Source organism: Pseudomonas sp. DP-17 (assembly GCF_022380625.1).
In the GTDB taxonomy this organism is placed as follows: domain Bacteria; phylum Pseudomonadota; class Gammaproteobacteria; order Pseudomonadales; family Pseudomonadaceae; genus Pseudomonas; species Pseudomonas nitroreducens_A.
The window spans coordinates 37,782-61,019 of sequence record NZ_JAKSXG010000002.1 but is presented as its reverse complement, the minus strand read 5'-3'; the positions used below and the strand labels follow the sequence as shown (position 1 = coordinate 61,019).

The window sequence follows — 23,238 nt, the reverse complement described above, 5'->3', positions numbered from 1 at the left end:
TCAATGGACGGCAGGGGGCCTTACCGTGCCGTTGCCTGCACGTCGAACACTTCGACCAGTTCCTCGAGGAACGCGCCAACCAGTTCACCCGGACGGGATGAGCGGCGCGTGGCAGCCTGGAAGTCCACCTCATAGCGCAGCAGACCCGGACTCAGGGCGCGCAGTTGCTGTTGCTCGACATGCCGGGCTGCATAGTGTTCGGGCAGGAAGCCCAGGTGTTGTCCCGACAGGATCAGCAGCGCAGCGCCATCCATGCTGTCGGTCAGCGCCGTCAGCCGTTCCAGTGCGGTGGGAGCCGGCATTTCCGGAAGGGGATGACTGGGCCAGACCCACTCGTGGTCGGCCACGTCGGCGTACTCCAGCCCGCCGGCCTGCCCGTAGAGCGGGTGGGTAGCGCCGCAATAGGCAATCTGCGTTTCACGAAACAGCGGGAGGTAATCCAGGGTGTCCAGCCGCCGCCAGAAATAGCCGATCGCCAGGTCGAGATGACCATTGATGAGCTTCTCTTCGAGAAAGCTCGAGGACAGTTCGGTGAACTGGAAGCACAGGCCCTGGTGACAAGCCCGCAGCCGCGCGACGGCGAGCGCGATCTGCTTGTTCGCCTGGGGGTCCAGTTGCCCGAGCAGGCCGATGTTCAGCGTGCCGCTGAGGGTGCGGTTGATCTGCTGCACTTCGAGCCGGAAACCCTCCGCCGCTGCCAGCAGACGCCGGGCAGCATCGAGGAACTGGCTGCCCTTGGGCGTCAGGGCGAACCCACCGCGGCCGCGCTGGCAAAGACGGAAACCCAGGCGGGTTTCCAGCGACGCCAACTGGGCGCTGATGGTCGGCTGGGTGGTATTGAGCGTGCCCTGCGCCGCGGAGATGCCGCCCGCCTCGACCACCGCGAGAAAGACGCGGATCAGGCGGATATCCAGTTCCGAAACGTTTCCGAGCATCTTGCCCCCGAGCGCATTAAATAGGCTTCGATCTATGTAAACAGTGCAAGCGTCGTATTTTACGGCGCTTCGAGCAGGCCTAGATTCTGCCCAGGACGACACCAACATGCACCCCCGAGGAGCGCGAGCAACCTTTGCCATCAAGGGTTGCAGGGAATCATCGGGGGAAGCGCGGGCCCGCTTCGACAAGGCAGCCACCCGCAGCGCAGCATAGATGGATACCCTGTGTAAGTGGCGGTGTCGATCCTTCACAAAAACAATATCGCCTTGAGCAGGAGCGTTCCCATGTCCGGGTCCAGCCATACCGCCCACACTGCCGAAGCCGGCATCGGGCTGGCCATCGAAGGCCACTCCATCGATTACATTCCCGAATCCGAGCGCCATGCGCGGCTCTCCAGCCAGGGTCCCTTCTGGTTCCTGGGCAATTTCCACTTCTTCACCATTTCCATCGGCTTCGTCGGCCCCAGCCTGGGCCTCTCCGCCTTGTGGACGACCCTCGCCGGCGCGCTGGGGATCATGTTCGGCACACTGTTCATGGCCTTCCACGGCTCCCAGGGGCCGGAAATGGGCCTGCCGCAGATGATCCAGTCGCGGGCCCAGTTCGGTTATCGCGGCGTCGTGCTCGCCTTGCTGGCCACCCTCTTCGTCTTCGTCGGCTTCAACGTGGTCAACGTCTCGCTGATCATGGATGGACTGCACAACGTCTTCGGCCTCGAACCGTTGCCGGTCGCCTGCGCGGTGATCGCCGTGGGCGCGTTGCTGTCGATCTACGGTCATGACCTGATGCACAAGGCCTTCAAATGGGCGTTGATGCTGACCCTGCCGCTCTACTCCCTGGTGACCGTGGCGCTGATATTCGGGGCCGGCCAGGCAGAGGTGCCGGCGGCGCCGGCGAACCCGCCGGGCTTCCACTGGGTAGCCTTCGCCACGCAGTTCGCGATTGCCGCCAGCTACAACATTTCCTATGCGCCCTATGTATCGGACTACTCGCGGTATCTACCGAAGAACACGAGCCGCGCCAGGCTGATCGCCGCGGTATTTCTCGGCGCATCGCTGTCGGGTGCGTGGATGATCGGCCTTGGCGCCTGGCTTGCGCAGTTGCTGCAGGCCTCCGACGCCCTGGTGGCGCTGGACCGGGTCGGGTCGTCGCTGCTGCCGGGCCTCGGCCATGTACTGGTGCTGGTGTCGGTGGCGGGCTTCCTGCCGGTGATCGCCCTGAACACCTATAGCGCCATGCTGACGCTGCTGACCGGGGTGGATTCCGTGCGGCGGATTTCTCCCACCCCCCGCGCCCGCGTCCTGTCGATCCTGGCCATCACTGCAGTGCTGCTGGCCTGCGTGCTCTCGATCCGCGGCAACGGCATTTCCATCCTCAATACCTTCCTGGTGCTGATGCTCTACTTCCTGGTGCCCTGGACCGCGGTGAACCTGGTGGACTACTTCGCCGTGCGCAAGGGCCGTTACGCCATCCCGCATTTCTTCACGCCCGACGGCCTCTACGGCGCCTGGCAGATGCGCGGCATCCTGGCGTATGTCGTCGGCTTCGCCTGCATGATCCCATTCTTCTACATCTACGACGCCTCGGCCGGCAAGGAGGTCTTCGTCGGCCCGATCGCGCGGATGCTCGATGGCGTGGATATCGCCTGGCTGGTCGGCCTGCTGGTATCGGGCCTGACCTATTTCATGCTCAGCCGCTCGCTGGATCTGCAAGCCGAACGCCGCGTCATCGACGCAATCAGCGAAGCCGACATTCTTTCCGCGGCCCGCCCTTGCGCCGGCCCTCAACCACGCCCCCTGCAGGAACCCCAGCCATGATTGCATCGAAACCGGTCACCGTGGCCTGCTGCCAACTGGCGCCCATCGTCGGGGACCCGACCCATAACCGGCGCGTCGCTGAACGGGCGATCCGCACCGCCGCGCTGCGCGGCGCGCAGGTCATCGTCCTGCCGGAGCTCGCGCAGAGCGGCTACGTCTTCGAAGACCGCGCCGAAGCGCTCGCCTTCTCCGAAGCGCAGGACGGCCCGACGCTGCAGCTCTGGCAAAGGCTGGCCAGCGAACTGGGCATCGTCATCGTGGGGGGCTTCTGCGAGCGACTGAAAGACGAACGGGTCGCCAACAGCGCTGCACTGGTGGATGCCCGCGGCTTGCGTACGGTCTATCGCAAGGCGCACCTGTGGGATGGCGAGAACGCCATCTTCACCCCCGGCAGCGAAGCACCGCCGGTAGTGGAGACCACCTTCGGGATGATCGCGGTGATGATCTGCTACGACCTGGAATTTCCCGAGTGGGTACGCCTGCCCGCCCTGGCCGGCGCAGAGCTGCTGTGCGCCCCGGTGAACTGGCCGTGGGGGCCTCGCCCCGACCAGGAGCGGGCGGCGGAAGTCGTGCGGGTGCAGGCCAACGCATCGGTGAACCGCCTGTTCATCGCCGCGTGCGACCGCCATGGCCATGAGCGTGGCGTGGACTGGGTACAAGGCTCGGTGATAGTCGATGCCGACGGCTTCCCGCTGGCCGGCCCGGCCGAGGGCGGCGAGCAGATACTGCTCGCCACGCTGGACCTGGCCCGGGCGCGGAACAAGCGCATCAGCCGCCATAACCATCTCCATCAGGACCGCCGTCCCAGGCTCTATGGCGAGCAGGGATTGCTCGGCGCCTGAGCTTGGCAGGTGGCGCGATACCCAGGGAGGATGGAGCGGGCGACCGGCCAGCGAACAGGTTCGGCTCCTTGTTCCCGAGGACTATCGAGGGTGTCGACTAGAATCCACTCTCGCGCACACCCAGCGCCGCCAGCCGGCGCCAGGCATAGCCCAGCACCGATTGCCCGCGACCGTCCAGCACCACCACGCCTCGTATCGGCTGGGCGAGCTCGGCCGCAGCTTCGAGCGGACTCAGGCGTACGCCATACTGCGCCCGCACCGGTTCGGCACGCTGCTGGCCATCCCGGCGAACGGCGATCGGGCCCTGGTGGTCGGAACTGAGCGCTTCCAGTTCGACGAAGGCCACGCCATTGGCATCGATGTCATCCAGGCGCACCGGCAACGCCGAACGGGTCGGATCGTCGGCGATGAAACGGCCTTCGGCCCCCGCCTCCACCCGCCACAGATCGTCCTCGGCGAGGTAGCCACGCAGGCGCAGGCCGGGCTCGACAATACGCACCAGCGGGTCGGCGGGCTTGAGCCAGCGCCCCATGCTCAGATCGGCCAACAGGTCGCGCACGACCCCGGCCTGGGGCGCTCGCAACTGCAGTCGCTCGCGCTGGGCGGCGAAGCCACGGTATTCGGCCACCGCCTCAGCCAGCTGCTGTTCGAGAATGCCGGCATCCGCCACGGTTTCGCTGCGCCCCGCCTGGCGGCGCAGCAGCAACTGGAGTATCTCGATCTTGCGGCGGGCAATGGCCTGTCGCGAATCCAGGTCCGGGGACTCCAGCTCCAGCAACAGCTCGCCCTGCGCCACCGTTTGTCCGTCCCTGACGTGCAGCTGTTTGAGGCGCGCCGCCACCGGCGCGTGCAAGGCGCTGGTACGCGAAGACTCGAGCAGCGCCGGGACCTCCACCGAACCGTTCCACGGCAGCGCCAGCAGCGCCAGTACCACTGACAGGCCGCCGGCGGTACGCAGGACCTTGCCGGTTTCGGCCTGGTCGCGGCGTTTCCACCATTCGCGCAACTCCTTCCAGATCGGCAGGCCGATGAACCACACCAGCTCCACGAGCATCAGGAAGATGCCCAGCACCTTGAAGAACAGGTGGTACACCGCCAGGGCAATGCCGAAGAACAGCACGGCCCGCCACAGCCAGGAGCCGTAGCCCCACATCAGCAAGCGCCGCGACATGGTTGGCGACCAGGGTTCCGGCCTGGGCTCGCCATAGCCGAACAGGGCCTCGCGAAGACGCCAGCGGCACAGGGCGAAGGCGCGCGCCTGGAGATTCTCCACGCCCCACAGGTCACTGAGCAGGAAGTAGCCGTCGAAGCGCATGAAGGGGTTCAGGTTGATTGCCAGGGTGGTCATCCACGTCGCACTGGCGAGCATGAAGGCCGACGTACGCGCCGGCCCGTCCGGCAACAGCGACCAGGCGAGCAACGCCAGCACTGCCAGCACCAGCTCGGCGAGCACGCCTGCGGCACCGATCAGCAGCCGCGAGCGCCGGTCATTGACGCGCCAGGCGTCACTGACGTCGGTGTAGAACATCGGCAGCAGCACCATGAAGGCCAGCCCCATGCTCTGCACCCGGCAGCCGGCGCGCTTGGCCATGAGGGCATGGCCGAACTCGTGGCAGAGCTTGGCGAAGGTCAGGGCCACGCCGAAAGCCAGTGCCCCGCCGAAACTGAACAGGTGTGGGAAGGTCGAGACGAAGCGATCCCAGTCGCGCGCCACCAGGAACAATCCCAGGCACAGCACGGTTGGCAGGCCCCAGCGCAACAGCCAGCCGCCGTTGCGCGCCAGGACCGGCCAGGCGCGGTTGAGGAAAACATCCGGGCGCCAGAGCGGCACGCGGAAGAACAGGTATTGGTGCAGGACGCGCTGCCACAGGCTCTGGCGCATCGAAGCCGCCTTGCTGGCATAGCTGGCGCGCTGTTCGGCATCGACGGCGGCGATCAGGTCGTGCCCGCGCAGGAAACGCAGCAACTCTTCCAGCTCGTTGTCGCCCAGTGGCCCGCCGGGTTCGCCGTTGGCTGCCGCCAGCACGCGCTGGGGATCGCCCAGCGCCCAGTGCTGCAACAGCCGCACGGCACTGGCGCCGAGCTTGAAGTAGCGCCCGCGCAGGGGGTCGGCAAGGGTCCACTGCGGCGAGCCGTCGAAGTTCGGCGCGGCCACCGACAGGCTCAGGTCGGGGCGCAGCGCGGGCAGCATCAGAAACCGAGCCTCTGGCGCATTGCCGCCAGCGGCCGCCGCATCAGGTAATAGGCCAGGGGCGCACGGTCACCCGACAGCTTGGCGGTACCGCGCAGACCGATACGCGGCACGGCATCGATGAAGCTGGCGTCCAGGCGGTAGCCCAGTTGTCCGGCCGCGGTGGCCTGGGCCTCGTAGGCGGAGCGTTCGAGACGGGCGTCGTAACGGTTCAGCGGATCGCTGTCGAGGAACAGCGCCACCTCGGCGCCGGGCTGCAAGGCAATCGCGTCGCCGACTGGCAGCTCGACGCGCAGCTCGGCCTGCGCCGGGTCGGCAATCTGCATCAATCGCTCGCCGGTCTGCACCGGCCGGCCCGTCCAGCGCTCGGCATCGGCGAACACCGCGATGCCGGCTCGCTCGGCGCGCACCTCGCTGCGCGCGAGCAGTTGCCGGGCGTATTCCAGCTCCGCGTTCTTCTGTTCGACACGGGCGGCCAGCAGGTCGATGCGCGCGCTCGATTCCGCGTCGGTGAAGGCCCGTTGCGTGCTCGACTTCAATTCGGCTTCGGCGACTCCCAGGGCACGCTCGGCGACGTCGACCTGGGCCTTGAGGGTGGTGGCTTCGAAGCGCACCAGCAGGTCGCCGGCGAGCACCGGCTGGTTGGGCTTGACCAGAAACTCGGCGATGACGCCATCCAGCGGAGCGGCGACGACCCGGCCACCCTGCGGTACGACTTCCGCCGGAGCCAGCACGGACTGGCGCACCGGCAACAGCAGCAGCAGGCAAAGCGCACCGGCAAGCACCAGCAGCTTCTTCCTCGGCCAGCGCAGGCGCCAGGGCTTGCCCGGCTGCAGGGCAAGCCAGGCATGGGCATAGGTATCGCCAAGCTGGCTCAGCAGGGCCTGTTCCGCTTCGCTGAAGCGCTGCTCGCGGGCGATCCAGAGTCCACCGAAGACTTCACCGGCGCGAGTCTTCAAGGGCAGCCAATAGGCCTGGGCAACTGACAATGCCTGCCAGTCGCTCCGGCATGCGGCATCCAGCACCTCGGGCTCGACCATGCCCGGCGCAGTATGCGAACCGCTGGCCTGCAGTTGTCCGCAGGCGCGCTCGACGAACGCCACGAACGGCGCGTTCGGCTCGACCACGCTGACTCCGGTGAGCGCACGCGCCTTGCCGGCGATCAGCAGGGCGGCGTGATGGAAGCCGAACAAGGCCTGGCCGTCGTTAACCATGGCGAAGGCCAGTTGCTCGGTACTGGCAGCCTGGCGCGCCTGGCGCTCCAGCCCGAGGAACAGCGCGAAGACCCGCTCGGCGCCGCCGACCGATGCGTTCATGGGCGCTCCGCGAACTGCGCGGTGCCGCTCATCCCGGCGACCAGGCCCGCGGTGGGCGGTACGCTGGCGATCAGCAGCAGGGTCTGGCTGGCCTCGTCGATACGCGCTCCCAGGCGCTTGACCTCGACCTGCAGCGGCTGGCCGGTTTCGTCCGGGGTAAAGCTGAAGTGCTCCCCCGGCTTGAGCCTGGAAAGCCAGCGCGAGGGCACCAGCAGGCGGATTTCCAGGCTGCGGTTGTCGACGATCTCCAGCAGGGGAGCGCCGCTGGCCACGCTTTCGAAGGGTTGCGCCTTGCGCTGCACCACCTGGCCGTCGTAGGGCGCCTGCACACCGCAGCGGCGAACCTGCACCTGATAAACCTGGGCCTGGGCCTGCGCTTCGGCCTGCCTGGCCTCGGCCAGGGCCACTTCGTAGCGCCCCACGGAATTGAGCGCAGCCAACTGACGGTTATGGGAAAGTTCCTCAGACGCGGCGCGCACACCCGCCTGGGCAGCGTTGAGCTGGGCCTGATAGGCGGAGCAGTCGAAGCGCACCAGGACATCGCCCTTCTTGAAAGGCTGCCCCTCGGCAAACGGCATCTCGAGAATCCGCCCCGCCAGCTCGCTGGAGAGCATCGCCTGATCGCGGGCATGCAGCACACCCCGGATGTCCCGGCTGCTGCCAGCCTCGCCGGTGGCGACCGGCAACAACGGATCGGGCACGGGTTCGGCCGCCTGCGCACTGCCAGCCAAGGCCAGCAAACTCCAGAATCCCCACTGCACTTGCCTGCGCATCCTTCGCTCTCCCGAATCACGAAGCGCGAGTCTATGTGAGCCATGGGCGGTAGGAAATATCCGTAGAGCATTCTGCCAGTATTTATTGGCGCTGGCGCCATGGGCAATCCACCGCCCGCCCTGACATCCATCCGGCAGCCGCCCGATAAACATCAGCCCGAGCTGATGTCAGCCCAATCAAATATGAATTTTTCCTGATGCTGCAGCCCCCTAATCTGGCCACGTGCTGTACTGACAGCGCCAGCTACTCAGCCGTCCTAAAGAGACGCGGGTTCTCGATAACAACTCCAACTGCCCCGAGGATCTCCCATGCGCCTTCGCCCGCTCATGCCTGGCCGTGAATCCCCCTTATCCCTGAACATCGGAGGCCGGCATGTCTGACCTTCGCAGCTCCACCGCCGTCAATGGCGATGAAAGCCTGCTCGCCAGCCACGGCTACCGCCAGGAGCTGGACCGCGGGCTGAACCTGTGGTCCTCGTTCTCCGTCGGCTTTGCCACCATTTCCCCGGTCGTGGGCATCTACTCGGTGATGTCCCTGGGCGCCATGAGCGTCGGGCCGTCCTGGGTGTGGGTCGTGCCGCTGTGCCTGCTACTGCAGCTGACCGTGGCGCTGGTGTATGCCGAGCTGTCCTCGCAGGTTCCCCTGGCCGGTGGCTGCTACCAGTGGGTGCGGCGGCTGATCGGCGACCGCGCGGCCTGGTTCACCGGCTTCCTCTACCTGGCCTCCGCCCTCGCCTCGCTGACCACCGTTGCCTACCTGGGCGGCTTCTGGCTCGGCCTGCTGGTGACCGGCGAGCCGCCATCGGCCAACGCCCAGGTGCTCTGCGGCGCAGCGCTGCTGGCCCTGGGGCTGGGGGTGAACCTGCTGGGCATCAACCCGCTGAAGTACTTCGTCAACGCCGGCATCTTCGCCGAGGCCATCGCCTCCATCGGCATCGGCGTGCTGTTGCTGCTGTTCTTCCGCAACCACTCCGTCGAGATCCTGTTCAGCAGCCTTGGCGCACTGGAGGCATCCGGCGGGTCCTACTGGAGCGGCTTCCTTACCGCGCTGGCGGTGGGTGGCTGGGCCTTCCTCGGCTTCGACGCCTGCTCGCAGATTTCCGAGGAAACCACCGACGCCCGCGTCTCCACGCCGCGCGCCATCCTGCGCTCGATGCTGGTGGTCGGGCTGACCGTGATGCTCACCGCCTTCGCCGTCACCCTGTCGTACAAGGACCCGGCCGCCGTCGTCAGCGGGCAGATCATCGACCCGGTGACACCCGCGGTGGTGGATGCCTTCGGCGCCTGGGCCGAGCAACCCTTCGTGGCCATCGTGCTGGTGGCCTTCGTCGCCTGCGTCGTCTCGGTGCAGACCTACATCGGCCGCGCGATCTTCGGCATGGCCCGCGATGAAATCCTCCCCGGCTCTGCCCTGCTGCGCCGCGTGGACAAGCGCAAGGTGCCGATGGCGGCGATGGTCTGCAGCACCCTGCTGGCCAGCCTGGGCCTCGCGCTGGGGCTGAACGCCACTGCGGTCGGCACGCTGATCGCCTTCGGCAGCGGCGGCTTCTTCTTCGTTTTCCTGATCGTCGCCGCCAGCGCGCTCTACGCCCGCCTGACTGGGCGCTGGGACCCTGACAAGGGCGCGCTGAAGCTTGGCCGCAAGGGCCTGCTGGTCAACGTCGTCGCCGTGGTCTGGCTAGTGTTCGAGGCAATCAACGTGGCCTGGCCGCGGGAAATGCTCGCCCCGCCCGGCGCGCCCTGGTTCCAGGTCTGGGCGGTGATCGTGGTGTTCTCCGCCCTCGCCCTGTTCGGCCTGGCCTACCTGTTCATCGCCAAACCGCACCGCCGCCTCGCCACCAGCCTGAGCTTCGCCGGCCGCGCCGGCTGACTCATCGGCGCCGGCATTGGCCGGCGCCTCTGTTCCCACGCCCTGCCCTGCTGGCCCCGCAAAGCCGGCACGGACAGGTCATGCCTGAAATCCGGAGCTTGTCATGTCCACCCTGAACTACTGGAACTACCCCACGGAAATCCTCTGCGGTGTCGGAGCGCTCGACCAACTGGCCGAACGCTGCCGCCTTGCCGGGATGCGCAAGCCGCTGCTGGTCACCGACCCCGGCATGCTCGAACTGGCGCCGCTGCATGAAGTGCGACGCCGCCTGGAAGCCGCCGGTATCGACTACGCGCTGTTCCACGCTTTCTCCAGCAACCCCGCGCTGGAAGAAGTCACCCGCGGCGCCCTGTCCCTGGCCGAGGGCGGTCATGACTCGCTGATCGCCCTGGGCGGCGGCAGCGCACTGGACGCCGCCAAGGGCATCGCCCTGCTCAGCCGAGACACCGAGGGCCTGCACCACTTCGAATGGTCGCAGCTGATCGAACGCTACCCGACCCTGGGCGATCACCCGGCCCTCGACCTGCCGCCGCTGATCGCCATTCCCACCACCGCTGGCACCGGCTCCGAGCTGGGCCGCGAGGCGGTGCTGACCGACACGGCGCGCGGCATCAAGATCGTCGTCGGCCATCGCGAGCTGCTGGCCCGCTCGGTGATCCTCGACCCGGCGCTGACCGTCGGCCTGCCGAAGTCGCTCACCGCCGCCACCGGCATGGACGCGCTGACCCACCACCTGGAATCGCTGTTCTCGCCGCTCTACCACCCCATGTCCGCCGGCGTCGCCCTCGAAGGCGTGCGCCTGGTGAAGGAGCACCTGCAACGCGCCGTGCACAACGGCACCGACCTGGCCGCCCGCGAAGGCATGCTGGTGGCCTCGGCCAGCGCCGCCGTGGCCTTCCAGAAAGGCTTGGGCGGCGTGCATGCGCTGGCGCACCCGCTGGGCGCGAAGCACCACAAGCACCACGGCTTGCTCAATGCGGTACTGCTGCCCTATCTGCTGGTAGCCAATCGTCCGGCCATCGAAGCGGACGCCACGCGTCTGGCGCGTTACCTGGAACTACCGGAAGCCAGCTTCGAGGGCCTGCTCGGCTGGGTGCTGGAGCTGCGTTCGGCGGTGGGCATTCCCCACACGCTCAAGGAGCTGGGCCTCACTGGCGAGGATGCGCAATGGGTCGGTGAACAGGCGGTGGCAGACATCTCCTCCTCCGAGACCAACGCCCTGCCGCTGCAGGCCGAGGATTACTCGCGCATCTACCTCAACGCCGTCAACGGCGTGCTCGCCTGAGGGCTAGCCGAGACCGTGCACGCTCAGCAGGTCTTCGATGAAGGCGCGGGCGGCCTCGCTGCGGGGCCGCCCGGCGTAGGTGATCATGCTGTGGGTCACCTCGTAGCAGAGCTTTTCCGGTAGCAGTGGCTTCATCCGCCCGCGCTCGACCCAGATGTTCGCGTAGTGGGTCGGCAGGTAGCCCAGGTGCGTACCGGCCAGCACCGAATGCGCCACCGCCTCCATGTGATGGGCGGTGGCGCTGCTGCGCTCGGGGCGGAACGGCAGCTCCTGGTCCGCCGGCAGGAAGCCATGGCGTACCCAGTTGTACTCGGCGATCTGCCTGAGCGTCGGCTTGCGCGCCGTGAACAGCGGGTGGCGCTCGCCGCAGAACACGCCGATCTCCTCGGCGTACAGCGGCAGGTAATCCAGCGTAGGCCGGGTGCGGCTGAAGTAGGAGATCGCCAGGTCCAGCTGGCCGTCGATGACCGCCAGCTCAAGTTCGGTGGGCGAGTTCACATAGAGGTTCAGTTGCACGTCCTGCTCACGGGCGTGGAAGGCCGCCAGGGTCTCGTCGAAGCGCGCCTGCGGCAGGGTCGTGACGTTGTCCGCCAGGCCCAGGTACAGCTCGCCGACCAATTGGCCGGAGAGTGCCTGAGCCTGGTCGCGGAACAGGCCGATGGCGTCGAACATCGCCTGCGAGGCTTCGAGAATCCGCTGGCCCTTTGCGGTCAGGCGGAAGCCGCCCTTGCCCCGCTCGCACAGGCGATAGCCCAGGCGTTTCTCCAGGCTGCCGATGTGCATGCTGATGTTCGACTGGCTCATGTTCAGCTCGGCCTGCGCGGCGGTGAAGCCGCCGCATTTCACCACGGAAGCGAAGATGCGCAGCAGGCGCAGATCGAGGTCGGTGAAATTCCTGAGCATGGGCAGAGTCCGGCGCTGGGCGGACGGCTAGTCTACTGTACGGGGCACCGCCAGTCCCGCCGGTGCGATCCGATGGAATCCCCAGCGCGCCCGCGGGTCCTTGCCCAGGTAAGCCTGATGGAGAGAAGCCATGCTGCTCGAAGGTTCCTGCCACTGCGGCGCCGTGCACTTCAGCCTGCACAGCGCTCATCCCTACCCCTACCAGCGCTGCTACTGCTCGATCTGCCGCAAGACCCAGGGCGGCGGTGGTTATTCGATCAACCTTGGCGGCGACGCCGCCAGCCTCAAGGTACGTGGGCGGAAGCACATCAGCATCTACCACGCGAAGATCCGCGAGGCAGGCCAGCGCACCCGTACCAGTGGCGCCGAACGGCATTTCTGCAGCCAGTGCGGCAGCGGGCTGTGGCTCTACGATTCACGCTGGCCGGAGCTGATCCACCCATTCGCCTCGGCCATCGACACGCCCTTGCCGGTTCCCCCCGAGCACACACACCTGCTGCTCCGCTCGAAGGCCAGCTGGGTCGAGGTGCAGGCCGGCCCGCATGACCTGCAATTCGACGACTACCCGTCGGAGTCCATCGCCCAGTGGCACCAGCGCCTGGGCGTGGAGCGGTAACGCATGGACGAGCTACCCCGACACGCAGTTGTAACCCTTGCCGGCTAAGGTGCTCGTCCATCTTCGCCGACCGGCGCAGCCAGAAGACGGACCATGACGGCAGACACCACCCCCGCCCGCAAGCAGTTCCTGATCCGCTCGGAGAACATGAGCGCCGACGATTTCGGCGAGCTGTACACGCGCATGTTCGGCAACCTCTACACGGGGATGCCGCGCCCCGGAAAGCCCATTGCCATTGGCGGGGTCTACGGCCGCTACGAAGGCGTAAGCTTTCGCCGCCTGAGCTTTCGCGGCGACCTGCTGGCCGAAATGCCGGACCTGGAAGACGAGATCACCTTCATCTTCCCCAGCGCCGGGCGCGTCGTCTTCAATCAGTGCAGCGACAGTGTCGGCCTGCCCAACGTCGGCCTGGCCATGGAGAAGACCCAGGTGCGCTCGGTGGGCTTCATCGACGGCCATGCACACCACGGCCTGTCGGTGCGCCGCTCGCTGTTCGCCCGCCGCCTGGCCATGCTGCTGGGCCGGCCGATCACCCACAAGGTGCGTTTCCAGCCACGGGTGGACCTGGGCAACGAGGCCTACCAGGGCATCAAGGCGATTGTCGCCATGGCGACCGGCAACGAGTTCGACCGGCTGATCCATTCCAGCGCGCTGATGCCAGCGCGCCTGCAGGAAATGCTGGTCGACGCGGTACTGGACATCTGGCCGCACAACTACAGCGCTGCATTGCGGCGGCCAGCTCCGCAGATCGCACCCCGCCACGTGAAGCTGGCCATGGAATACATCCAGGAGCATCCCGAGGCGATGGTCAGCGGCAGCGACCTGGCCGAGCTGAGCCATGTCAGCCTGCGCGCGTTGCAGGACGGCTTTCGTCGTTTCGTCGGCAGCTCCATCGTCGCCTATCAGCGCGAAGTGCGCCTGCAGCGCGCCTATGACGCTCTGCAGCAGGACAGCGCGCAGTCGGTCAGCGAGATTTCCCTGGCCCTGGGCTTCAGCAACGTCGGGCGCTTCTGCCAGTACTTCCAGAGGGCCTACGGCATGAGTCCTGCGGACCTGCGCAAGAGCCTGCCGGCACCCTGCGTACTCGGCCCGCTTGGCGAGCAAGCTCGCTCCAACAAGACAGCTCCCAAGCATCCAGCACCGTAGGAGCGGACTCCGTCCGCGATCGATTTCCGGCAGCTCCGAACTTGCCGGTGACACCTCGCCGATAGAGTCCGCCCCTACGCAACCCGCTGTTTCCGCACCACCACGGCCTGCGCTGTGAAAGCAAACGGCCCGGCGCGCGGAACGCGGCGGGCCGTCTGCCCATGGTGACGCCGATCAGAACTGGTAGCTGGCCTTCAGGCTACCGCTGGCACCATGGCTGCCGCTGCCACCCAGCGCGCCAACCTCGGCACCGACGCTGAAGTCGCCCTGGCTGGCGGTCAGGCTGAAGACGCCGCTGAACTGGTCGCGGTTATCGAAGGCGGCACGCTGGGAGACGTCCAGGCCCAGCAACTGGCCTTCGCTATCGACCTTGTAGTCGCCCAGTGCATGGTCGTAACCGACTTCCAGCGCCGGCACCATCTGCCAGCCGCCGCCCAGCTCTGCTGCGGCGAACGAGGCCTTGAGGTTCGCGTAGGCGCTGCGGCGGTTCTCGCTGATGTCGTCGACGTCCAGCGCCAGCTCGCTGCCCTTCTCCTGGAAGCCGTCCAGGTCCAGGTGGCTGTAGCGCAGGCCGATGCTCGGTTCCAGGGTCACGGTGGACACCGCCGTGCGATAGCCCAGCGCAATGCTGCCGCCACTGAGATTGCCGCTGGTGTCGCCCTTGGCCTTGCCCAGGCCGCCTCCGATGTCGCGCTTGCTGTCGTAGTCGAGCCAGCCATAGCTGAGGTCGGCGTCGACGAACAGCCCTTGCTCCAGGCTGTCGAGGGCGAAGCGCGCACCGCCCCGGACGAAGGTCAGGTCGGTATCCACGTCACCCCCGGCGCCGCCGACGCTGCCCTTGCTGTAGCCGAAACCGGCATTGCCGCTGAGCTGGTCGGAGAAGCGCTGGGTCACGCCGATCAGCATGCCCTGGGTGTGCTCGTTGCTGCTTTGGGCATTGGAGGTGGCGGAGTTGCCCTGGTAGCCGGCCAGCGCGGTGCTCCACAGGCGGGTCTGCCCGGCCTTCAGGTCGACGCCGCTGGCATAGGGCGCGGCGGCCTTGTCAATCAGAGCGTCCTGGCGCAGCAGGTAGCTGGCCGCGTCGGCATGCACCTGGCCGCCGACGGTGGACTCGACGCCACCGAGGGTGCCAGCGTCGATGGCCGATTGCAGGTAGTAGTTGTAGGCGGTGTAGTTGCCGGACAGGCTGCTGTTCTGCAGCTGGGTCAGCAGTCGGGCACCGGCGGCGGCGTTGCCGGAGAGGCCTTCGACGCCTGGCAGGGCGCTGTAGTAGACCATCTTGCCGCGCAGCACGTAGATGGTTTCCTGGGACAGGCCGAGCCCGTCCTTGAGGTAATTGTCCATCGTGCCGTATTCGGCGGTCACTTCGTCCAGGCCGGCCTGCAGGAAGCTGGCCTGTACACCCAGCAGCGGCTCGTAGATGGCCGCCATGCTCGCCGGCAGCATCGCCAGCGTCGCCTTGACCCGCGCCGCCGTGTAGTCGTTGGTGGCCAGGTAGTTTTCCATGATGGTGGCGCTGTCCACGCCGGCGATGCTCAACAGCACGGCGGCGGTCCAGCCGGTGCGATCCTTGCCAGCGGTGCAGTGGAACAGCGCGGCGCCGTCGGCGGCAGCCAGTTCGTTGAACAGCGCGGTGAACTGGCCGCGCATACCGGCGTCGTTGACGAAGGCGCGGTTGGTCTGCTCCATCATGGCCACGGCTTGCGCGGCGCTGGTGAACGAAATGTTGGTGATGTCGGCACCGGAGGTGGTGCTGCCGATGATGTCGATGTTCTGGTAGGCCGCGCCGGCCGGCAGGGTGTCCGGCGTGGCGGCGATTTCGCTCGGGGTGCGCAGGTCGAACACGTTGCCGATGCCGAGGGTGTCAAGCACCGCCAGGTCCGTGCCTCTGGGGGTCAGCGCGTTGGATCGGTAGAACACTCCGGAACGCATCACGCCGTCGTTGCGGGTCGTGTACGCGGTGGTGGTGCCGGCAATGTCGCGGAAGTTGTCGATGCCGGCCAGGTGCGGCGTGTCCAGGCTGTAGGTCTCGGCCGCGTTGGCGCAGGCGATGGACAGGCTGAGCAGGGACAGGCCGAGGGTGGATGCGGAAAGCAGAGCGCGATGAAACACGATGTAGCCTCTTTGAGCTTGTTGGCGGGGCTACTATCGGTGGCGCACAGGACCCGAATGTGACAGTCACGCGCCCCAGGTAAATGGGCGCGCGATCTGTCCATGGCCTGCGCTTTCTGTCCATCAAGACCAGCCGCTCAGGGCGGATGACCCGGAACGGGTTACCGGCCACCATTGCGGATAACGCCTCGGGCGTCATTTGCCCTACGGCGGTCAATCGTCGTGCGGGCTGCTGGATTCGCGGTCGTGTTCATAGCGATGACGCATCGGGAAAGCCGGTAGCCAGGCTTCGCGCCGGCAGATCCACAGCTCGTAGGTGGGCTGGAACTGGTCCACTGCATCCAGCGCGCCGAGGCTCACCTCGATTTCGTCGCCGCTACGGCCGAACACCGACGAACCGCAACGCGGGCAGAAGCAGCGGCCCTTGAACTCCCGGGACTCACCGTCGATCCGCACGGCGTCCTCGGGGAAGATCGCCGAAGAGTGGAACAGCGCGCCGTGGTGCTTGCGGCAATCCAGGCAATGACAGATGCCGACCCGGTTGGGCTGGCCGCTGATCTCGATACGCAGGTCGCCGCACAGGCAGCCTCCAGTGACCTTGTCCTTGTTGTCCATGTTCATGCCTCCTGATGTATAGGGCGCGGGGATTCCCTCTCCCTGCCCCTGGCTGCGCGCCCCGCTCCGAAGAGAGAGGGCTGGGGAAAGCGTGGCGGGCTGATCTCCGGACTTTCCGGCCTCTGCTGCGTTCGACTTGCCAGGCCGGCACGCACTCCGCCGAGCCGACACACGGCCGATTTGGCCGTTTCGCGATATTCGTCGTCCGGATCGCGTGAGACAGCCGCCGCTGCCACGCCTAGCATAGGCATCCCCAACATGAAGAGCCCGGCGCGCCCTGCCCGCGCGCCCTACCTTGCTGCCCCGGAGTCCCATGTCTACCACCGCTTCCCCCCTGGCCACGCCGTCGGTGGCCGCCCAGGCCAGCCCGCTGGTCATGCGCGTGATCGGCGCGTGCGCCCTCGCCCACCTGACCAACGACCTGATCCAGGCCGTGCTGCCGTCGATCTACCCGGTGCTCAAGACCAACTACGGCCTGAGCTTCACCCAGGTCGGCCTGATCACCCTGACCTTCCAGCTGACCGCCTCGCTGCTGCAGCCCTGGGTCGGCTACCACACCGACCGCCATCCCAAGCCCTGGCTCGCGCCACTGGGCAGCGTCTGCACGCTGATCGGCATCCTCATGCTGGCCTTCGTCGGCAGCTTCCACGCCATCCTCCTGGCCTCGGCGCTGGTGGGCATCGGCTCCTCGACCTTCCACCCGGAAACCTCGCGCATCGCGCGGCTGGCCTCCGGCGGGCGCTACGGCCTGGCGCAGTCCACCTTCCAGGTCGGCGGCAACGCCGGCAGCGCCTTCGGCCCACTACTGGCGGCAGCCATCATCATTCCGTATGGCCAGGGCAACGTGGCGTACTTCGGCCTGTTCGCGGTGTTCCTGGTCGGCGTGCTGTGGGGGCTGAGCCGCTGGTACAGCCACCACCTCAATCTGTTCAAGCTGAAAGCCGGCGGCGTGGCCACCCACGGATTGTCCAAGGGCCGCGTCACCGCCTCGCTGGTGGTACTGGCCCTGCTGGTGTTCTCCAAGTACTTCTACATGGCCAGCTTCACCAGCTACTACACCTTCTACCTGATCGAGAAGTTCGACCTCTCGGTGGCCAGCTCGCAGCTCTACCTGTTCGGCTTCCTCGGCGCGGTGGCGGCCGGCACCTTCTTCGGCGGCCCGGTGGGCGACCGCATCGGCCGCAAGGCGGTGATCTGGTTCTCCATCCTTGGCGTCACGCCCTTCACCCTGGCGCTGCCCTACGTCGACCTGTTCTGGACCAGCATCCTGAGCCTGGTGATCGGTTTCATCCTGGCCTCGGCCTTCTCCGCCATCGTGGTATACGCCCAGGAACTGGTGCCGGGTAACGTCGGCATGATCGCCGGGGTGTTCTTCGGTCTGATGTTCGGCTTCGGCGGCATCGGCGCGGCCTTCCTCGGCCACCTGGCCGACATCCATGGCATCGAGTACGTCTACAAGCTGTGCTCCTACCTGCCGCTGCTGGGCTGCCTGACCATCCTGCTGCCGTCCACCAGGAAAAAGGCCTGACCCTTCCTGCCGCGGGGACGCAGAGCCCTCAACCCTCGCGGCGCTCCGGCTGGGTGGCGTGCACGAACACCGTGTAGGTGTCGGCCGGGTGCGCCACGCCAGCCTGGTCCAGCGCGCGGGCGATGGAGCCGCGGTGGTATGTCGCGTGGTTGAGGATGTGGAAGAACATCTCCTCGCGCGTCAGGCTGCCGCTGCGGCCATCGGTGAAGCGGAAGCGGATGACCTCCCGCGCACGCTCCGCCGTCAGCGCGGCGAGTTGCTCGACGTACCACTGACCGGAAACCAGCAGGCGCTCGCGCAGCTCATCGAGGCCGGGAACTGCCTCGGGCCGGGTGCGGGTCTGCCGCGCCGCTCAGGCGCGCCCGGAACAGGTCCTCGACTATCGCCATGTGGTTGAGCTGCTGGAGTGCGAAGGCGTACTCCTCCGGGAAGCGCCCGGAGTCAATCTGGGCGACGGCGTCCAGCGTTCGGCGGTCCGACCAGCATTTGTAGGCGAAGGCCTGGGTCAGCATCGCAATTCCTTGTCTGCGGCTGTTGAAGACAAAGGCGGCACTGTAGCGCATCCGGGGCTTGGGTTGTGCCAGCCCAGCGGCCAGACTGGCGGCAGACCGACGCACGATTCGCCGCCATGAAAACCCCGATATAGAAGGCATCCGCGCCTTCTTGCCGGTCGCTGAGCTGAAGAGTTTCTCCCGCTTTGCCGACGGCGGCTGCACTACCCAGGCGACCATCATCGCTCACCGTTGGCAGTGATCAGGCGATTCCCGAGCCCTGCGACGAAGCTGCTCGCTTGCCCAGCGGCGTTCTGCCGAAACCATCGGCGGCAATGGTCTGTTGCGCCGGCGCTTGCAGGTTTGCCCGCATACCCAACGGCGTCCTGCTGAAGCCGTCTTCGGCAAGGGTTTCCTGCTCCGGCGCTGCCGAATCCACGCGCATCCCCAGGGGCGTTCTGCTGAAACCGTCTTCCGCCAGTTGCGGTACGGTGTTCTTGTCGGCCAGCGGCGTCAGTTGGAAGCAGACGGCGCCGGAGCACCCTGCCTCGGCAGCAGCATTGGCGTGCACTGCAACGCCAGCCAGCGAGAAGACAACGGCGGTTACGAAGGTTTTCAGGTTTTTCATGGCATCGATCCTCAAGGGGGGCTAGGGGAAACAGCGCATCGGAGCGAGACACATCGCACTGCAGAGCCTTGGGGTGCGTGTCGTGCCGGGGAGCTGTTGGTGCTCATTAAGAGCCCTTGGGGTATCTGCAAAGTGTCGAAGAACGGCCACCGCCGTCTCGGCGAATGTCTGCACGGCCGCCAGATACACTGGAATACACAGGCGCCTCGAAAGCCGCGTATCAGGGCCTTGGCCGTCCAGACCAGCCTCGGCATCGCCAACGCCTTTGCCCAGGCTTTGCTGCCCGAAACGGTGCAAGCGCTCTGCGGCCAGCACCACGGAACCTGCGCCCCCCCGGACATGTTCTCCTGCAAGCGGGACGGCAACTGAAATCTCGGCGGATCAGCAGCTGGAAGATTTCCAGCTCCGGAAAAGTTCGCTGCCGTCCGTCACAGAAATCCTACCCTCAGGTTGACCATCAAATTTCGCGCCACTAGATTCCTCCCTTCCTCGCCGGGGTGCGCTGTGACCTGGCGATCACAACGGCAAAGGAATGTCCCGTTATGTTCAAGCCCCACAGGCCCTGGCTGCCTGCCTTGCTGCTTTGCAGCCCGCTCGCCGCGCAAGCGGAAGGTCCCTCTGGCGATTTCTGGCTGATTCACCAGCAGGGCAGCCTCTACAAGAACGAAATCTTCGTCGTCGATGGCGACCCCGCCAATATCTACGACCGCAAGAACGGCGTGCGCTCGCTGGGCGTCTATCAGTTCTACGAGGAAGGCGCCAAGCCGACCTTCACCGCCTATGACGTCGAGGTCGATTGCGCGAAGAACCGCGTGCGCCTCAACGGCGCGCAGAACTACGACAAGTTCTACAACGACATCCGTCAGAAGAAAGTCTCCAAGGAGTGGCAGAAGAAGCCCGAAGCCTGGATCGCCCAGAGCCGTGACTTCCTCTGCAAGCCTGACGCCCACGTCGAGCAGAAGATGTACCCGCTGGGCAAGATGCCCACTGCGCAGTTGGTCTCGGCCGCGCCCGGCCTGTTCCAGCTGCGCAACCGCGAGCACGCCAAGGATCTGATCCTGCAGATGGTCGACAAGGGCTTCGAGCAGATGCCCGTGAAGAACGCACCGGCCAAGGAGGGCGTGCAATGAAAGGACTACTCGCACTGGGGATGATCGCCATCCTGCTCGGCGGCTGCTCCGCCATTCCCACCCTGCCCGAGGCGCAGGCCCGCAGCTACTGGAAGGGTCGCCCGGCCGGCGATGCCATCGACCACTTCGGCGCGCCCAGCGATATCGCCCTGGCGCCTGAGAACGACTGGGTCGTGCTGATCTATCGCCGCGACACCTCGTACACCTCGCGGGAAGCGCTGGGCACCTACACCGGCCCGCAGAACGGCCAGCTGGTGCACACCGAGTACTGGGGCGACGTAGTCCACTCGGCAAGCTGCGAAATCCGCGTCGCCATCAACCGCGCCCGGCAGGTGGATTACCTGCTGACCCGCGGCAATTGCGGCGGTATCCCGCTGCGGCCGCAAGCCTGAGCCCAGACTTCTCCCTCCCTCAAGGACGAGACAAAATTATGCAAAGCATGAGCTACCTGGCGAAAGCCACCCTTGCGCTGCTTGGCCTGCTGGCCATCGGCCCGCAGGCCTTTGCCGAAGAGGTAAAGGTGACGGAGCTGCTGCGCAGCGGCTATGAAGTGAAGGCGGCCTACGTGGCGCCGGGCCGGATCACCCAGATCCACTTCCTGATCCTGCAGAAGCCACGTCGGTCTATCAGTGCGCCACCTATGAGAACGGCGCGCCGCTGCAGCGCTACTACAACTACTCCAACACCTACTCCTGTTCGGCGGTCGGCGACTGGGTCCTGCAGAACGGGGCGATGCCCAACGCCGGTCAGTGATCGCCAGAAGGTCAGCATCGCCGATGCTGACCGAATACCTCTTTTCCAAGGATGACCATGAAACTGCGTCTGCTACCCGCCGGCCTGCTGCTGGCCTGCACCCTTTCCCACGCCGCCGACCAACCGGCAGTCCCCAAGCCCCTCGAAGAACAGGTCAGCCGCCTGGTGGAGCTGTACAAGGACAGCTTCGCCACCGGCTACCCCGAAGCCACCCATGTGCAGACCCTGAAGGCAGGTGACAACGAGTTCATCCTGGCGGTTTTCACGGTCGAAGGCTTCGACATGGGCAACAACTACAACCAGTACCTCGCGGTGTTTTCCTCGACACCCAACGAGGAAGGCCAGGAGCATTACAGCCTGCTCGACGCGATGCAGATCGGCGGCGGTGGCTGGCGCTCCATCGAAAAGCTGGACGCCCGGTTGGTGGCCGATCCGACGGGCAAGCGCACCCTGATCGACATCCCGGTGATGGAGAACAGCGAGGACGACGGGCCGAACTTCCCCAGCCGCGCCGGCGTGATCCACCTGTCCCTGGAAGGCTCGCAGACGCCCCGTCTGATCGAGCAGAACTGATACGCCGCCCGACGCCGGGAGAGAGTCGGGCGATCACACGCAGCCGATCCGCATAGTGATCGGCCAACAGACGCGGTGCCGAACAGCCGGGTCGCCCCAGCGTTCGGCCATGTCGGTAGCAAAGGTCTGCAGCAGGTGCTCCTGCCCAGCCTCGCGCGCGCTACGCAGCGCCGACCAGGTGGAGACGTAGCCGAGGAACTCCTCGAGGCTCCACTCCAGGCGAATGGCGATCGGTGGCCCCGCAAACTCGGCGAAGGGGAAGTCGAGGGTGGCGTAGCCGCTGTCCACCAGCTTGCGTTCAGCAGGCCAGTAGGGGCCGATTTCCTGCCAGTAGAATTGTTCGAAACGCTCGCCCAGCGCGCCATCCAGATGCAGCACGCCGTAGCTGATCAGCGCCAGGATCGCGTTGGGCCCGGCGATTCGCCGCACCTCGTCGTAGAACCTTGGCAGATCGAACCAGTGCGCAGCCTGCGCGGCGGTGATCAGGCTGGCGCTGCGGCCGGGCAGCGGGAGTTCTTCGGCCGGGGCGCAGGCATAGTTGACGTTCTCTTGCGGTGCCGCGTGCGCGATCTGGTCGGCGCTGGGGTCGAAGCCGACCACGGCAGTGAAGTGCTCGGCCAGTTGCCGTGTCAGCTGGCCGCTGCCGCAACCGACATCGACCGCGAGCGCCCGGTCGGGTGCCATTGAAGCCAGGTAGGCGGCCAGCTCCGCCGGATACTCGGGACGGAAGCGCGCATAGGCTTGCCCACCCTGGTCGAACCAGTTGCGCAGGTCGGCAGACGGGGAATTCATGATGGGCGGCTCCTGTCCTGACGGTTGTCCGGCATGACTGTACTGGGCAAACCAGCGTTCAGGCCAGAGCCACGCCGACCGATGCAGGGCTTGCGCCCTGCCCGGCCCGCTGTGCGGTCAGACCTGTGCCATGCCGCCGTCGACGAACAGTTCGATGCCGTTGATGAAGCTGGCCGATTCGGAGGCCAGGAAAGCCACTGCCTTGCCGATCTCCCGAGGCTCACCCAGTCGACCCAGCGGCACCTGGCTGGCCAGCGCATCGAACAGCCCCTGGCGCGCCTCTTCCGGCACCAGGTCGCCGAGACCGGGAGTGCGCACCGGGCCAGGGCTGACCACGTTGACGCGGATGCCGCGGTCCTTCAGGTCCAGCGCCCAGGAGCGGGCGAAGTTACGCACGGCGGCCTTGCTCGCGCTATAGACGCTGAAGTTGGCGGTGCCCTGGATCGAGGTGGTGGACGAGGTGAGGATCACCGACGCGCCATCGGTCAGCAGCGGCAGCGCCTTCTGCACGGTGAACAGCACGCCGCGCACGTTGGTGCCGAAGATGCGATCGAAATGCTCCTCGGTGATGGCGCCCAGCGGCAGCATGTCGCCACCGCCGGCGTTGGCGAAGAGGATGTCCAGGCGGCCGGCGGTCCTGGCGATCTGCGCATACACCGCATCGAGGTCGGCGAGCACCGAGGCGTCCGCGCGGATCGCAGTGGCGGCCGGGCCGATGGCTTCCACGGCGGCATCCAGTTCAGCCGGGCGGCGGCCGGTGATGAACACCCGGGCGCCTTGCGCGGCGAGTTCCTGTGCAGCGCCAAGGCCGATGCCGCTGCTGCCGCCGGTGACCAGTGCAACTTTACCAGTGAGGGATTTGTTCATGATGAGCTCCAAAGCTTTCCGAGTTGAGGGTTCTGCCTCCTGGCCGGCGTGTGGCGC

General features: G+C 66.5%; 24 protein-coding genes. 12 read left to right on the top strand and 12 right to left on the bottom strand.

What is annotated here, in order from left to right; all coding sequences use genetic code 11:
* Positions 1-20: 20 nt before the first annotated feature.
* Positions 21-935 (bottom strand): LysR family transcriptional regulator, encoded by a 915-nt coding sequence (locus MJ122_RS06000; protein ID WP_088421062.1) that lies wholly within the window; start codon positions 933-935, stop codon positions 21-23.
* Positions 936-1,220: 285 nt separating this feature from the next.
* Between MJ122_RS06000 and MJ122_RS05995 the strand changes: the two genes are divergently transcribed.
* Together MJ122_RS05995 and MJ122_RS05990 are read left to right on the top strand one after the other, a co-directional pair.
* The gene (locus MJ122_RS05995) at positions 1,221-2,750 is read left to right on the top strand and encodes a cytosine permease (protein ID WP_088421061.1); all 1,530 of its coding nucleotides are present in this window, start codon (positions 1,221-1,223) and stop codon (positions 2,748-2,750) included.
* Positions 2,747-3,592 carry a nitrilase family protein gene (locus tag MJ122_RS05990; RefSeq protein ID WP_239742957.1) on the top strand — a complete coding sequence of 282 codons (846 nt, stop codon included), beginning with the start codon at positions 2,747-2,749 and terminating at the stop codon, positions 3,590-3,592. The genes MJ122_RS05995 and MJ122_RS05990 overlap by 4 nt, the downstream gene beginning before the upstream one ends.
* A gap of 97 nt (positions 3,593-3,689) precedes the next feature.
* Here the strand turns inward: MJ122_RS05990 and MJ122_RS05985 are convergent, their stop codons facing one another.
* Genes MJ122_RS05985 through MJ122_RS05975 form a run of 3 tightly spaced genes read right to left on the bottom strand, consistent with a single transcriptional unit; the run spans position 3,690 to position 7,872 of the window.
* Positions 3,690-5,783, bottom strand: coding sequence for an efflux RND transporter periplasmic adaptor subunit (locus MJ122_RS05985; RefSeq protein ID WP_239742955.1), 2,094 nt, complete (start codon positions 5,781-5,783; stop codon positions 3,690-3,692).
* Entirely contained in the window at positions 5,783-7,099 is a 1,317-nt protein-coding gene (locus tag MJ122_RS05980) for an HlyD family efflux transporter periplasmic adaptor subunit (protein WP_239742953.1), read from the bottom strand. Before MJ122_RS05980 ends, MJ122_RS05985 begins: the two co-directional genes overlap by 1 nt.
* Positions 7,096-7,872 (bottom strand): efflux RND transporter periplasmic adaptor subunit, encoded by a 777-nt coding sequence (locus tag MJ122_RS05975; protein ID WP_239742952.1) that lies wholly within the window; start codon positions 7,870-7,872, stop codon positions 7,096-7,098. Before MJ122_RS05975 ends, MJ122_RS05980 begins: the two co-directional genes overlap by 4 nt.
* Positions 7,873-8,245: 373 nt before the next feature.
* Here MJ122_RS05975 and MJ122_RS05970 point away from each other — a divergent pair, with 373 nt between their 5' ends.
* Together MJ122_RS05970 and MJ122_RS05965 are read left to right on the top strand one after the other, a co-directional pair.
* Positions 8,246-9,742, top strand: a complete 1,497-nt coding sequence (locus MJ122_RS05970) for an APC family permease (protein WP_239742950.1) — start codon at positions 8,246-8,248, stop codon at positions 9,740-9,742.
* Positions 9,743-9,845: 103 nt separating this feature from the next.
* Positions 9,846-11,027, top strand: coding sequence for an iron-containing alcohol dehydrogenase (locus tag MJ122_RS05965; RefSeq protein ID WP_239742948.1), 1,182 nt, complete (start codon positions 9,846-9,848; stop codon positions 11,025-11,027).
* A gap of 3 nt (positions 11,028-11,030) precedes the next feature.
* Here MJ122_RS05965 and MJ122_RS05960 read toward each other — a convergent pair whose 3' ends face one another.
* Positions 11,031-11,930, bottom strand: coding sequence for a LysR family transcriptional regulator (locus MJ122_RS05960; protein WP_239742946.1), 900 nt, complete (start codon positions 11,928-11,930; stop codon positions 11,031-11,033).
* Positions 11,931-12,060: 130 nt separating this feature from the next.
* Here MJ122_RS05960 and MJ122_RS05955 point away from each other — a divergent pair, with 130 nt between their 5' ends.
* Both MJ122_RS05955 and MJ122_RS05950 read left to right on the top strand, forming a co-directional pair.
* Positions 12,061-12,546: a GFA family protein gene (locus tag MJ122_RS05955; RefSeq protein ID WP_239742944.1), complete on the top strand. Its 486-nt coding sequence runs from the start codon at positions 12,061-12,063 to the stop codon at positions 12,544-12,546.
* Between the two features lie 93 nt (positions 12,547-12,639).
* Complete coding sequence (locus MJ122_RS05950) at positions 12,640-13,692, top strand: AraC family transcriptional regulator (protein ID WP_239742942.1); 1,053 nt, start codon at positions 12,640-12,642, stop codon at positions 13,690-13,692.
* Positions 13,693-13,866: 174 nt separating this feature from the next.
* On the opposite strand, the gene MJ122_RS05945 is transcribed toward MJ122_RS05950, so the two are convergent.
* Together MJ122_RS05945 and MJ122_RS05940 are read right to left on the bottom strand one after the other, a co-directional pair.
* Positions 13,867-15,804, bottom strand: coding sequence for a tyrosine-protein phosphatase (locus tag MJ122_RS05945; RefSeq protein ID WP_239742940.1), 1,938 nt, complete (start codon positions 15,802-15,804; stop codon positions 13,867-13,869).
* Between the two features lie 213 nt (positions 15,805-16,017).
* Entirely contained in the window at positions 16,018-16,419 is a 402-nt protein-coding gene (locus tag MJ122_RS05940) for a GFA family protein (RefSeq protein ID WP_239742938.1), read from the bottom strand.
* A 313-nt stretch (positions 16,420-16,732) separates the two neighbouring features.
* Here MJ122_RS05940 and MJ122_RS05935 point away from each other — a divergent pair, with 313 nt between their 5' ends.
* Positions 16,733-17,947 carry an MFS transporter gene (locus tag MJ122_RS05935; RefSeq protein ID WP_017519166.1) on the top strand — a complete coding sequence of 405 codons (1,215 nt, stop codon included), beginning with the start codon at positions 16,733-16,735 and terminating at the stop codon, positions 17,945-17,947.
* A 28-nt stretch (positions 17,948-17,975) separates the two neighbouring features.
* Here MJ122_RS05935 and MJ122_RS30025 read toward each other — a convergent pair whose 3' ends face one another.
* From MJ122_RS30025 to MJ122_RS05925, 3 genes are read right to left on the bottom strand one after another with little or no spacing between them, the layout of a single operon-like run.
* Positions 17,976-18,233 (bottom strand): DinB family protein, encoded by a 258-nt coding sequence (locus tag MJ122_RS30025; RefSeq protein WP_275590616.1) that lies wholly within the window; start codon positions 18,231-18,233, stop codon positions 17,976-17,978.
* A 16-nt stretch (positions 18,234-18,249) separates the two neighbouring features.
* Positions 18,250-18,681, bottom strand: a complete 432-nt coding sequence (locus MJ122_RS30020; protein WP_275590611.1) for a DinB family protein — start codon at positions 18,679-18,681, stop codon at positions 18,250-18,252.
* A gap of 19 nt (positions 18,682-18,700) precedes the next feature.
* Positions 18,701-19,066 (bottom strand): hypothetical protein, encoded by a 366-nt coding sequence (locus tag MJ122_RS05925; protein WP_088421051.1) that lies wholly within the window; start codon positions 19,064-19,066, stop codon positions 18,701-18,703.
* Between the two features lie 99 nt (positions 19,067-19,165).
* Between MJ122_RS05925 and MJ122_RS05920 the strand changes: the two genes are divergently transcribed.
* From MJ122_RS05920 to MJ122_RS05900, 5 genes are all read left to right on the top strand, one after another.
* On the top strand, positions 19,166-19,435 hold the full coding sequence (locus MJ122_RS05920; protein WP_239742936.1) for a hypothetical protein: 270 nt from the start codon (positions 19,166-19,168) through the stop codon (positions 19,433-19,435).
* A 173-nt stretch (positions 19,436-19,608) separates the two neighbouring features.
* Positions 19,609-20,196, top strand: coding sequence for a hypothetical protein (locus MJ122_RS05915; protein WP_239742934.1), 588 nt, complete (start codon positions 19,609-19,611; stop codon positions 20,194-20,196).
* A complete protein-coding gene (locus MJ122_RS05910) occupies positions 20,193-20,588 on the top strand; it encodes a hypothetical protein (protein ID WP_017519162.1) in 396 nt (131 codons plus the stop codon). The genes MJ122_RS05915 and MJ122_RS05910 overlap by 4 nt, the downstream gene beginning before the upstream one ends.
* A 38-nt stretch (positions 20,589-20,626) precedes the next feature.
* Entirely contained in the window at positions 20,627-21,004 is a 378-nt protein-coding gene (locus MJ122_RS05905) for a hypothetical protein (protein ID WP_239742932.1), read from the top strand.
* Positions 21,005-21,006: 2 nt separating this feature from the next.
* The gene (locus MJ122_RS05900; protein WP_239742930.1) at positions 21,007-21,522 is read left to right on the top strand and encodes a hypothetical protein; all 516 of its coding nucleotides are present in this window, start codon (positions 21,007-21,009) and stop codon (positions 21,520-21,522) included.
* 33 nt (positions 21,523-21,555) lie between these two features.
* On the opposite strand, the gene MJ122_RS05895 is transcribed toward MJ122_RS05900, so the two are convergent.
* Positions 21,556-22,314 carry a class I SAM-dependent methyltransferase gene (locus tag MJ122_RS05895; RefSeq protein WP_239742928.1) on the bottom strand — a complete coding sequence of 253 codons (759 nt, stop codon included), beginning with the start codon at positions 22,312-22,314 and terminating at the stop codon, positions 21,556-21,558.
* Positions 22,315-22,431: 117 nt separating this feature from the next.
* Positions 22,432-23,181 (bottom strand): glucose 1-dehydrogenase, encoded by a 750-nt coding sequence (locus MJ122_RS05890; protein WP_239742927.1) that lies wholly within the window; start codon positions 23,179-23,181, stop codon positions 22,432-22,434.
* Positions 23,182-23,238 lie beyond the last annotated feature (57 nt).